Consider the following 11,237-nt stretch of genomic DNA (forward strand, 5'->3'; position numbering starts at 1 on the left):
CATGACGACGACTGCGACCCAAGAAGCCTTCCTGCGGTCCTTCCATGCCGAGCGGCCTGCCGTGACGGTCGAGGCCATGGGCCGTGGTCGTGGGCCTCGCGGACTGTCCAGCTACGAGCTGCTGTGCGAACTCGTCGACGGGGCCGGGTCCGTACTCGATCTCGGGTGCGGGGACGGGGCGCTGCTGGAGCTGCTCGGGCAGGACGCGGGCCGGGCCCTCGCCGGGGTCGACCTTTCGGCCGAGGCGTTGGCCCTGGCGTACGGCAGGTCGGCCATTCCACGTGGGGCGACGCTCGTTCAGGGGCGCGGGCAGGAACTGCCCTTCGTGGACGGGGCCTTTGACGCGTGTGTCTCGCACATGGCCCTGATGCTGATGGGCGACGTGGAGCAGGTCGTCGCCGAAGTGGCGCGTGTCCTCGTGCCCGGGGGCGTGCTGGCGTGTGTGGTGGGCGGCGGGCCGGGCGGCGACGGGGAGGCGTACGACGTGTTCCTCCGCCTCCTGAAGCCGCTCGTCCGCGCCCTCCCTGCCGACCGGCGCATCCCGGCGCTGGGCGACAGGAGGACACGCAGCCGCGACGGGCTCGACGACCTCCTCCGGGACGGCGGGTTCGGGCCGGTCGAATGGGAGACGCTTCCACTGCGGCTGTCCGGGTCGGTGGAGGAGGTCTGGACGACTCTGTCGGGCATGTACGACCTCGGGCCCCTCGATCCGTCGGACGTCGCCTCGCTGCGAAAGGGCTTTCTCGGGGAGGTGGAACGGATCAGGACGCCGAGCGGGGACGTGCCCTGCGCCATGTGGATCCACCTTGCCCGGGCGCGGCTGCTGCGGTGACCGGAGATGTCCGCCTCCGGACCGGCTCGGCCAAGTTCGGCTAAGTTCGGCTCAGTTCGTCGGCCGTCGCAGCGTAGTCAGCTCGTGAGGATGCCCGCGCGGGCCACCACCAGGTCGTTCACCGGGGCGGCCGGGAGGTTGCCGGACAGGTCGCGCCAGTGGCGGCCGCCGTCGGTGCCGGCGTGGACGTGGGGCAGGGGCGAGCCGGCGCGGTAGCCGGAGTGGGTGGTCCAGACCCGGTCGGGGTTGCTCGGGTCCACCACCACTCGGGTGGTCCAGGGGCGGTTCTCCGCCAGTCTCGTCCTGGTCGCGCCCGCGTCCCTGGTCGCCGTCCTCGCCAGGGCAGACCGGGGTGAACCGGTTGCGGCGCTTGTACGTCGTCGCGTTCGCGAAGTAGGTGAGAGTGACGGGTGCGTGTCGGTCACCACGCGCGCGGGGCGGCGACGACCTGGACGTCGTCCTCGTAGACGATCCGGCCCGGGTCTCCCGTCTCGACGCGCTCGCACCCGACGCCGTGGCCGGCCAGGACGGTCAGATAGCCGTCGACCCGGCTGATGAGGTGGTGGGCCGTCGACTTGAACCAGGCGACCGCGCCCGGGTTGACGTCCGGGTCGTAGACCGTGGGGTCCGTGTCCGACGGGTTGGGGTAGTTGGTGTCGTACCAGTCGTTGGCCGCGCGCCAGAAGCGGTACTCGTCGCGGCTCAGGCGGCCCTCCCGGGCCAGGGTGTTGGCCAGGGCGAAGACCCCCGGGTAGTGGCCCCGGGGGCTGCGCGTGGTGCCTTGGAACCGTACGTACAGCGGCGGTCGGGTCATCCCGCCGAGCGTACGCCCGCCCGCCAGACGTCCGTCACCAGCGGTACGCCCGGGCGGTACGCCAGGTGGACGTGCGACGGGGCGTCCAGGAGGGCCAGGTCGGCGCGGGCGCCCGGGGTGAGGCGGCCGATGTCGGTGCGGCGGAGGGCCGCCGCACCACCCGCCGTGGCGGACCAGAGGGCCTCGTCGGGCGTCATGCCCATGTCCCGCACCGCCAGGGCGACGCAGAACGGCATGGAGGAGGTGAAGGACGAGCCCGGGTTGCAGTCCGTGGACAGGGCGACGGTCGCGCCGGCGTCCAGCAGGCGGCGGGCGTCCGGCCACTCGGCGCGGGTGGAGAACTCCGCGCCGGGGAGGAGGGTGGCGACCGTCGAGCTGTTGGCCAGGGCGTCCACGTCCGCGTCCGTGAGGTGCGTGCAGTGGTCCGCGCTCGCCGCGTCCAGCTCCACCGCCAGTTGCACGCCCGGGCCGTACGACAGCTGGTTGGCGTGGATACGGGGGTGCAGGCCCCGCGCTTTGCCGGCGGTCAGGACGGCGCGGGCCTGGTCGCCGTCGAACGCGCCCTTCTCGCAGAACACGTCGATCCAGCGGGCGTACGGCGCGCAGGCCGCCAGCATCTCGCCCGTCACCAGGGCGACGTACGCGGCCGGGTCGTCCGTGTGGTCGGGCGGCACGATGTGCGCACCCAGGTATGTGACCTCGTCGGTGTGGCGGGAGGCGATACGGAGGGCCCGGGCCTCGTCCTCGACCGTCAGCCCGTAGCCCGACTTCGTCTCGAAGGTGGTCGTGCCCTGGCGGAGCGCCTCCCGCAGGTAGCGGGTGACGTTGGCCTCCAGCTCGGCGTCGGTCGCGGCGCGAGTCGCCGCCACCGTCGTACGGATGCCGCCCGCCTTGTACGGCTGCCCGGACATGCGGGCGTTGAACTCCGCCGTGCGGTCGCCCGCGAAGACCAGGTGGGAGTGGGAGTCGACGAAGCCCGGGATCGCCGCCCGGCCCGCCGCGTCGAACCGGTTGTCAGTGGCGGGTGCTTTGCTTGATTCACCGATCCAGACGATGCGGTCGCCCTCGATGGCGACCGCCGCGTTCTCGATCAGTCCGAGGGGGGATCTGTCGCCGAGGGAGGGGTCGTTGGTGACCAGGCTTGCGATGTTGGTGATGACGGTGGTCACGGTGGCCGTCGGCGCGACGGCGCTGTTCGTCGTGTCGGGGCCCGCGGTCGCGGGGGGCGTGTTCACGGGCTCGTTGGCGCTGTTCATGGCGAGAGACCTCTCCTTCGGCCGGGTCAGTCGTGCAGGGCGGCGATCGAGTCCGCCAGCGCCCGGGCCGTGTCGGGGACCAGGGCGTGGATTCCGTCCCGTACGACATGGCGGCCGCCCACGACCGTATGGCGCACATCCGCTGCCGACGCGGCGAATACCGCTGTCTCAGCTGCCAGACGCGGTGGCGGCCCAGCCGTCCTGACGCTGTCCAGGGCGATCGTCGTGAAGTCGGCGAGCGCGCCCGGCTCAAGGCGGCCCGCGTCGGGCCGGCCGAGTGCGGCGTGACCGTCGGCGGTGGCCGCGCGGAGCAGGGCGGCGGCGGTCCAGTGGCCACGGGTGCGGGTGCGGAGCCGCTCGTCCAGTTCCATGGCCCGGGCCTCCTCCAAGAGGTCGATCACCGCGTGGCTGTCGGAGCCGAGCGAAAGGGGGCTGCCCGCACGCTGGAGGGCGACTGCCGGGCCGATGCCGTCGGCGAGGTCCCGTTCCGTGGTGGGGCACATGCAGGTGCCCGTGCGCGTGTCGCCGAGGAGGGCGATGTCCTCGTCGGTGAGGTGTGTGGCGTGGACCGCCGTGGTGCCCGCGCCCAGGGCGCCGTGGTCGGCGAGGAGACGGGTCGGGGTGCGGCCGTACGCGGCCAGGCACGCCTCGTTCTCCGCCGGCTGTTCGGACAGGTGGACGTGCAGGGGGGCCTGCCGCTCCCCGGCCCAGTCCGCGACCGTGGCGAGCTGGTCCGCCGGGACGGCGCGTACGGAGTGGATGGCCGCGCCGATCCGTACGCGGTCCTGGTCCGTGTCCTTGAGGGCGGGCAGGGCGGACAGGGCGGACACGCGCTCGGCCCATGCCTCGGCCGTGCCGTCCGAGAAGCGCCGCTGGTGCTCGTTCGGGGGTTCGCCGAAGCCGGACGACAGATAGGCGGTGTCCAGGAGCGTGATCCGGATGCCCGCGTCGCCCGCCGCCGCGATGAGCGCCTCGCCCATGGCGTTGGCCTCGGCGTACGGGGTGCCGCCGGGCGCGTGGTGGAGGTAGTGGAACTCGCCGACGGCGGTGACACCCGCGAGGGCCATCTCGGCGTACACCGCTGTCGCGAGGGCGTGGTATGTGTCGGGGGTGAGACGGGACGCCACCTTGTACATGGTGTCGCGCCATGTCCAGAAGGTGCCGCTGCCGACCTGCACCGTGCCGCGCAGCGCCCGGTGGAAGGCGTGCGAGTGGGCGTTGGCGAGGCCCGGGACCGTCAGGCCGCGCAGGGTCGTCGCCCCGGGGGGCGGGGTGTCCACGCCTGCGCGGACGGCGGTGAGACGGCCGTCCGCCACCTCCAGGGCCACGCCCGGCTCGACGGCCACGCCCGGCTCGACGGCGTCGCCGCCCAGCCAGGCGTGTTCCGCCCAGTACGTCGTGGTCACCGGCATGCGAGGCCCTCCAGTACGTCGGCCAGCGCCCGGACGCCCGCCACACAGTCGTCCTCGGCGGCGTACTCGTCCGGGGAGTGCGAGACACCCGTGGGGTTGCGCACGAAGAGCATCGCCGTCGGGATGGAGGCCGAGAGGATGCCCGCGTCGTGGCCCGCGCCCGTGCCGAGCACCGGGACGGGGCGGTCCCCGCCCAGGATCTTGCCGAGCTCGTCGCGCAGGGCGTGCTGGAACTCCACGACCGGCGTGAACGACTCCCGTACGACGCTGACGTCGACGCCCTGGCGGTCGGCGGCCTCCCGCGCGGCGGCCTCGATCGCCGCCGTCACCGTGTCGAGCGCGGCCTGGTCGGCGGCGCGCGAGTCGAGCCAGCCACGGACGAGGGACGGGATGGCGTTGACGCCGTTCGGCTCGACCGCGATCTTGCCGAACGTCGCCACGGCGCCGGCCAGTTCCGCCGCGCGGCGGGCCGCCAGGACCGTCTCGGCGTACGACAGCATCGGGTCGCGCCGGTCGGCCAGCCGGGTCGTACCGGCGTGGTTCGCCTCGCCCCGGAAGTCGTACCGCCACCGGCCGTGCGGCCAGATCGCGGAGGCGATGCCGACAGGGTCGCCCGACAGGTCGAGGGCGCGGCCCTGCTCGACATGGAGCTCCACGAACGCGCCGATACGGGCCAGCCGCTCGGGGTCCGGGCCGATGGTGGACGGGTCGTACCCGGCGGCCTCCATGGCCTCCGGCAGGCTGATCCCTTCGCCGTCGCGCAACTCGTACGCGGCCTCCCGGGTCAGCTGCCCCGACGTCAGCCGGGAGCCGACGCAGGCGAGACCGAACCGGGCGCCCTCCTCGTCGCCGAAGTTGACGACGGCGACGGGCTTGCTGAACTCCGCCCCCCTGAGGCGGAGTTCGTCGAGGGCGGCGAAGGAGGAGACGACTCCCAGGGGGCCGTCGAACGCGCCGCCGTCGGGGACGGAGTCCAGGTGGGAGCCGGTGACGACGGCGTCCGCGGCCCGGGGGTCGCCGAGCCAGGCCCACTGGTTGCCGTTGCGGTCGGTCTCGTAGGTGAGGCCGCGGGACTCCGCCTGTTCCTGGAACCAGGTGCGGCAGTCGGCGTCGGGGCCGGTCCAGGCGTAGCGGCGGTAGCCCTTGGACTCGGCGTCCCGCCCGATGGGGCTGAGCTCTCGCCACATCTGCTGGAAGCTGGGCGGGGGCCTCTCCCCCACCCCGCGCCGCCCCGTAACCGGGGGCGCCGCGCCCGGACCCCCGCTCCTCGATCGCCGGAGGGGTTCGTTTCGAGCCTGTCCGGCGGTCGCGGACGAGCCCGCGTGGCGATCGGGGGTGCGAGGGGGCCGTACCCCATCGTTCCGGGAAGGGGCGGGCTTGGGGAATGACTCGCTCATTCGGCGCTCTCCCGCATCGGCACCCGCACGCCCTTGGCGTCCGCGACCGCCTCCGCGTCGGAGTACCCGGCATCGACATGCCGGATCACACCCATGCCCGGGTCGTTCGTCAGGACGCGGCGGATCTTCTCGCCCGCCAGGGGTGTGCCGTCGGCGACGGTTACCTGGCCGGCGTGGATGGAGCGGCCCATGCCGACGCCGCCGCCGTGGTGGAGGGAGACCCAGGAGGCACCGGAGGCGACGTTGACCATGGCGTTGAGGAGGGGCCAGTCGGCGATGGCGTCGGAGCCGTCCAGCATGGCCTCGGTCTCGCGGTAGGGGGAGGCGACGGAGCCGCAGTCGAGGTGGTCGCGGCCGATGGCCAGCGGGGCGGCCAGCTCGCCGCTCGCCACCATGTCGTTGAAGCGCTCGCCCGCGCGGTCGCGTTCGCCGTAGCCGAGCCAGCAGATACGGGCGGGCAGGCCCTGGAAGTGGACCCGCTCTCCGGCCATCTTGATCCAGCGGGCCAGGGACTCGTTCTCCGGGAAGAGGTCCAGCATGGCCTTGTCCGTGGCCGCGATGTCCTTCGGGTCGCCGGAGAGGGCCGCCCAGCGGAACGGGCCCTTGCCCTCGCAGAACAGCGGGCGGATGTACGCGGGTACGAAGCCGGGGAAGGCGAACGCCCGGCCGTAGCCCGCGAGCTGGGCCTCTCCGCGGATGGAGTTGCCGTAGTCGAAGACCTCGGCGCCGGCGTCCATGAAGCCGACCATCGCCTCCACATGCCTGGCCATCGACTCACGGGCACGCATCGTGAAGCCGGCCGGGTCCTTCGCCGCGTATGTCGCCATGTCCTCGAAGGCGACGCCCGCAGGAAGGTACGAGAGGGGGTCGTGGGCGCTCGTCTGGTCCGTCACGATGTCGATCGGCGCGTTCATCGCGAGCAGCTGCGGCACCAGCTCCGCCGCGTTGCCGAGGACGCCGATCGACAGTGGGCGGCGGGCGTCGCGGGCCTCCGTCGCCAGCTGGAGGGCGTGGTCGAGGGAGTCGGCCCCCACGTCCAGGTAGCGGTGCTCGATGCGGCGCTCGATCGCGCGCGGGTCGCAGTCGATACAGATCGCCACGCCGTCGTTCATCGTCACGGCGAGGGGCTGGGCGCCGCCCATGCCGCCGAGACCGGCGGTGAGGGTGATGGTGCCGGCCAGGGTGCCGCCGAACTTCTTGGCGGCGACGGCGGCGAACGTCTCGTATGTGCCCTGCAGGATGCCCTGGGTGCCGATGTAGATCCACGACCCGGCGGTCATCTGGCCGTACATGGTGAGACCGAGGGCCTCCAGGCGGCGGAACTCCTCCCAGTTCGCCCAGTCGCCGACCAGGTTGGAGTTGGCGATCAGGACGCGCGGGGCCCATTCGTGGGTCTGCATGACGCCGACCGGGCGGCCGGACTGAACAAGCATCGTCTCGTCCTGCTTCAGCGTCCGCAGCGTGCGGACCATCGCGTCGAACGAGCGCCAGTCGCGGGCCGCCTTGCCCGTGCCGCCGTAGACGACGAGCTTGTCGGGGTGCTCCGCGACCTCGGGGTCGAGGTTGTTCTGGAGCATCCGCAGGGCGGCCTCCTGCTGCCATCCCAGGGCGCTCAGTTCCGTACCGCGCGGGGCCCGTACGGGGCGGGGTCCTGACATGGGGGTTGCCTCCTCGGATGCTCGGCCACCGCCGGCCGCGGTCGGCCGGTCACCGGCCGCTCGGACGACGGTCACGACGACGGTCACTCTGTGAGTGAACTATTCACATCCTGCTCGACTGAATAGTTGTAGTCAACAGCTGCGCGGCCGCATGCCGGGTGTTTGTCTGGGGGCATGGCTTCCGACCCTCGCGATCAGGCCGTCCGTGCGGCCGTCGAGCACGCACTGCTCTCCGACTCCGAACCCGTCGTCGCCCTCCTCGACATCGCCGGCGTCCGCGCCTCCGCCGCCGCCCTCCGCGCCGCCTTCGCCGCGGTGACCGACGCTCCCGTGCTGCACGCGTTCGCCGTCAAGGCGTCCCCGCTCGTGCCCGTCCTGCGCCTGCTGTACGAGGAGGGGCTAGGCGCCGAGGTCGCCAGCCCCGGCGAGCTGGCCCTGGCCCGGGCGGCGGGCGTCCCGCCGGACCGCACCGTCCTGGACTCCCCCGCCAAGACACCCGCCGAGCTGCGCGAGGCCGTGGCGCTCGGGATCGCCGTCAACGCCGACAACCCCCAGGAGCTCGCCCGCCTCGACGCCCTCCTCACCGGGACGGCCACGCCCCCGCCCGTCGGGCTCCGCGTCAACGCCCAGGTCGGCGGCGGGACCATCGAGGCGCTCTCCACCGCGACCGACACCTCCAAGTTCGGCGTCGCCCTGCGCGACGAGGGGGCGCGCGAGTGGATCGTGCGCGCCTTCCGGGACCGGCCATGGCTGACCCGGCTGCACACCCACTCCGGCTCCCAGGGCGTCCCGCTCCCTCTCATGGCCGCCGGGGTGCGGGCGGTGTACGAGCTGGCCGAGGAGATCAACAGGGCGGCCGGGCGGCACCAGGTCGACACCGTCGACATCGGCGGCGGACTGCCGGTGAACTTCGCGTCGGACGACGAGACGCCGACGTACGCGGAGTACGCGCGACTGCTCGCCGCCGAGGTCCCGGGCCTGTTCGACGGGCGGTACGGACTGGTCACCGAGTTCGGCCGCTCACTGCTGGCCAGGCACGGCACCGTGCTGGCCCGCGTCGAGTACACCAAGACGTCCGGGGCGCGGCCCATCGCCGTGACGCACGCGGGCGTGCAGGTGGCCACGCGCACCGTGTACGATCCGGCGTCCTGGCCGCTGCGCATCGCCGCGTACGACGCCGAGGGGCTGCCGAAGACCGGCCCGGCCGTCGACCAGGACGTGGCGGGGCCCGCGTGCTTCGCGGGCGACCTGCTGGCGGTGGCGCGGCCGCTGCCGCCGCTCGCGCCGGGTGACGTGGTGGCGGCGCTCGACACCGGCGCGTACTACTTCGCGCACCACTACGCGTACAACTCCCTGCCGAGGCCGGGCGTGTACGGGTACGCCGTACGGCCGGACGGCACGGTCCGGTTCGCGACCGTACGAGGCCCCCAGTCGGCCGCGGAGATCGTCGCCGAGTCCGGCGGGGACCGACGGGACGCGCTGGTACGGGAGTAGCGCCGACGGGCGGCCGTGACTCATGAGTGACGGCGAACTCTACCGCTCCAGGGGCACGTTCCACTGGAAAATGCCAGAAGTCCCACCTGTGGGCAGAACGTTGCGTAACGTCTCCATCACTGAGGTCGTTGCGACGCCTGCGCCATGGGAGGGGAGCCCGCGTGCCCGGAATCGACGAGTGTCTGCTCGAAGCGATGACCCTGCCGGGTGCGCGCGGGGCGGCTCTCGTCGACTGGACCAGCGGACTCGCCCTCGGCACGGTGGGCGAGTCACCGGTCGGCGACCACGAGACGAGCGCGGCCGAGGCGGCCGAACTGGCCCGGGCCGCGGCGGAGTACGAGTCCTTCGCACCGGACGCCGGAGACGTCGGCGCCCGGAGGGCGGCCGTCGGGGAGACGGGCGACCGGGACGCTGACGAAGGGGCGTCGTCCGTCGAGGACCTCATCGTGAGCACCCGCGCCGGCTACCACGTCCTGCGCTTCGTCGTCACGAACTTCGACAGCAGCCTCTTCCTCCACCTCTGGCTCGACCGCGACACCGGCAATCTGGCGCTCGCCCGATTACGCCTCCGCGACCTGGCCGAACGGCTGGTGCTGTGATGACCGGCGTGGTCTCCCCGATGCTGCGGCGGCTGGCCACGGACGGAGCGACCGGCGCCCTCGTACGCGACCACGGCACGCTCTACCTCGTCGACGGCCATGTCGTGCACGCCGAGAGCCCCGTCGCCCCCGGGCCGGATGTCCTGCTGACGGGCGGCAGCGACCGCCGCGCCCTGGCCCGGTCCCGGGGCGGTCGCATCGGGGACGGCGAGCGCGAGATCTGCCGGCTGGGCGCCCTCTTCGACGCGGCGTTCTTCGCGCTGGCGCCCGGCCGGGGCCCGGCCCGGTTCCGGTACGGCGCCGAGCCGCGACAGGGCGGCGCGGGGCGCCCGGTGCCCGCCGCGGCCGTGGAGCGCGAGACGCTGCGCCGCCGCGAGCTGCTCGACAGCGTGTGGCCGTACCCCGCGCTCGACGGCGCCCCGGTCGTACCGCGCCCCGCCGCCCCCGGCCAGGCGGTCACCGCACGCGGCCGCGCCCTCCTGGCCCGCGCCGACGGCGTCCGCACCCCGGCCCAGCTGGCCTGGGTGCTGGGCCGCCCCGCCTTCCACACCGTCCTCGAGGTACGGCGCCTGGCCGCGGCCGGACTCGTCGAGACACCCCACGAGCCCGGCCCGCCCCCCGGCCCCGCGCCACCCATGCGGGCACGCGCACCCGCACGCGCCCCCGCGCCCCCACCGGCACCCCCAACGGCACCCCTGCCGCCCCCCGCGCCCTGGGCCGAACACCTCGCCGCCGAACAACCCGACATCGCCCTGCTCCGCCGAGTCCGTGACGCTCTGGAGGCCCGCCTGTGACCAGCCGCTGCACCCCCCTGCCCTCATGAGGCGGGTGTCATGAGGCGCGCCCTGCGGCAGCGCGCCGAGAGGAGACAACTGATGACGGCCGAACCGTACGTACTCGGGGAACTGCGTCGGCTACGGGCGCGCGTCCCCCAGCTGACCGGGGCGCTCGCGGCCAGCGTCGACGGGCTGGTCCTGGCCCACGACACCGGGGACACCGAGCCGGACAGCGTCGCCGCGCTGACGGCGGCCGCGCTCGGCGTCGCCGTACGGCTCACCGACGCGACAGGGCGGGGCGGCTTCCGGGAGCTGCTGGTGCGCGGGGAGCACGGCTACGTGGCGACCTACGCGGCCGGGGTCTCCGCCGTACTGACCCTGCTCGCCGAGCCCCGGGTCAACGTCGGCCGGCTCCACCTGGAAGGGCGCCGCTCCGGCGCCCGCATAGCGGAACTCGTGGACGGCGCCCTGGACCCGACGTCCTGACCCGCCCCCATTCCCAAGAACCCCACACCTCAACACCCTGAAATGGAAAGGAAGTGCGTTCATGGCCAACGCGGAGACCGCCCTCAAGGAAGCGACGACCGCCATCGACGGCGCCCTGGGCGCCGCGCTCGTCGACTACACGAGCGGCATGGCACTCGGCACGATCGGGGGCGGCAAGGACCTGGATCTGACGGTCGCCGCCGCCGGGAACACGGACGTGGTGCGCGCCAAGGTGCGCACCATGGAGATGCTCGGTCTCCATGAGGAGATCGAGGACATCCTGATCACCCTGGGAACCCAGTACCACCTGATCCGGCTCCTCAAGGCACGCGGCACCAACGGGCTGTTCCTCTACCTGGCGCTGGACAAGAACCGGGCGAACCTGGCGATGGCCCGGCACCAGCTCAAGAAGATCGAGGCCGAGCTGGAGGTCTAGAGCACGGACGCCGCGTCCGGCGCGTCCCGCGCGTGCGCCGCGCCCGGCGCCCCGGCGCACCCAGCGCCCCGGGCGCC

General features: G+C 73.5%; 12 protein-coding genes. 6 read left to right on the top strand and 6 right to left on the bottom strand.

The annotated features are described in order from the left end of the window. Position 1: 1 nt before the first annotated feature. The gene (locus FVS66_RS01480; RefSeq protein WP_149179106.1) at positions 2-832 is read left to right on the top strand and encodes a class I SAM-dependent methyltransferase; all 831 of its coding nucleotides are present in this window, start codon (positions 2-4) and stop codon (positions 830-832) included. A gap of 77 nt (positions 833-909) precedes the next feature. Here the strand turns inward: FVS66_RS01480 and FVS66_RS35635 are convergent, their stop codons facing one another. The 6 genes from FVS66_RS35635 to hutU all read right to left on the bottom strand — a co-directional run bounded on the left by FVS66_RS35635 (position 910) and on the right by hutU (position 7,369). Continuing rightward, the gene (locus tag FVS66_RS35635) at positions 910-1,095 is read right to left on the bottom strand and encodes a hypothetical protein (RefSeq protein WP_262386740.1); all 186 of its coding nucleotides are present in this window, start codon (positions 1,093-1,095) and stop codon (positions 910-912) included. A gap of 158 nt (positions 1,096-1,253) precedes the next feature. Then, complete coding sequence (locus FVS66_RS01490) at positions 1,254-1,646, bottom strand: hypothetical protein (RefSeq protein WP_149179107.1); 393 nt, start codon at positions 1,644-1,646, stop codon at positions 1,254-1,256. After that, complete coding sequence (gene hutI / locus FVS66_RS01495; RefSeq protein WP_149179108.1) at positions 1,643-2,902, bottom strand: imidazolonepropionase; 1,260 nt, start codon at positions 2,900-2,902, stop codon at positions 1,643-1,645. Before hutI ends, FVS66_RS01490 begins: the two co-directional genes overlap by 4 nt. A 26-nt stretch (positions 2,903-2,928) precedes the next feature. After that, positions 2,929-4,314: a formimidoylglutamate deiminase gene (locus FVS66_RS01500; RefSeq protein WP_149179109.1), complete on the bottom strand. Its 1,386-nt coding sequence runs from the start codon at positions 4,312-4,314 to the stop codon at positions 2,929-2,931. Further along, complete coding sequence (locus tag FVS66_RS01505) at positions 4,305-5,501, bottom strand: allantoate amidohydrolase (RefSeq protein WP_149179110.1); 1,197 nt, start codon at positions 5,499-5,501, stop codon at positions 4,305-4,307. The genes FVS66_RS01500 and FVS66_RS01505 overlap by 10 nt, the downstream gene beginning before the upstream one ends. A gap of 206 nt (positions 5,502-5,707) precedes the next feature. Next, a complete protein-coding gene (gene hutU / locus FVS66_RS01510) occupies positions 5,708-7,369 on the bottom strand; it encodes a urocanate hydratase (RefSeq protein WP_149179111.1) in 1,662 nt (553 codons plus the stop codon). 174 nt (positions 7,370-7,543) lie between these two features. On the opposite strand from hutU, the gene FVS66_RS01515 reads away from it, so the two are divergent. The 5 genes from FVS66_RS01515 (at position 7,544) to FVS66_RS01535 (ending at position 11,160) form a co-directional block, all read left to right on the top strand. Then, entirely contained in the window at positions 7,544-8,863 is a 1,320-nt protein-coding gene (locus FVS66_RS01515) for a diaminopimelate decarboxylase (RefSeq protein ID WP_149179112.1), read from the top strand. 161 nt (positions 8,864-9,024) lie between these two features. After that, positions 9,025-9,462, top strand: a complete 438-nt coding sequence (locus FVS66_RS01520; protein WP_149179113.1) for a hypothetical protein — start codon at positions 9,025-9,027, stop codon at positions 9,460-9,462. Next, positions 9,462-10,256 (top strand): transcriptional regulator, encoded by a 795-nt coding sequence (locus FVS66_RS01525; RefSeq protein WP_149179114.1) that lies wholly within the window; start codon positions 9,462-9,464, stop codon positions 10,254-10,256. Before FVS66_RS01520 ends, FVS66_RS01525 begins: the two co-directional genes overlap by 1 nt. Positions 10,257-10,295: 39 nt before the next feature. Further along, positions 10,296-10,724 (top strand): roadblock/LC7 domain-containing protein, encoded by a 429-nt coding sequence (locus FVS66_RS01530; RefSeq protein WP_149179115.1) that lies wholly within the window; start codon positions 10,296-10,298, stop codon positions 10,722-10,724. 61 nt (positions 10,725-10,785) lie between these two features. Further along, positions 10,786-11,160: a hypothetical protein gene (locus FVS66_RS01535; protein WP_149179116.1), complete on the top strand. Its 375-nt coding sequence runs from the start codon at positions 10,786-10,788 to the stop codon at positions 11,158-11,160. Positions 11,161-11,237 lie beyond the last annotated feature (77 nt).

This window comes from Streptomyces sp. TRM49041 (genome assembly GCF_008271805.1).
In the GTDB taxonomy this organism is placed as follows: domain Bacteria; phylum Actinomycetota; class Actinomycetes; order Streptomycetales; family Streptomycetaceae; genus Streptomyces.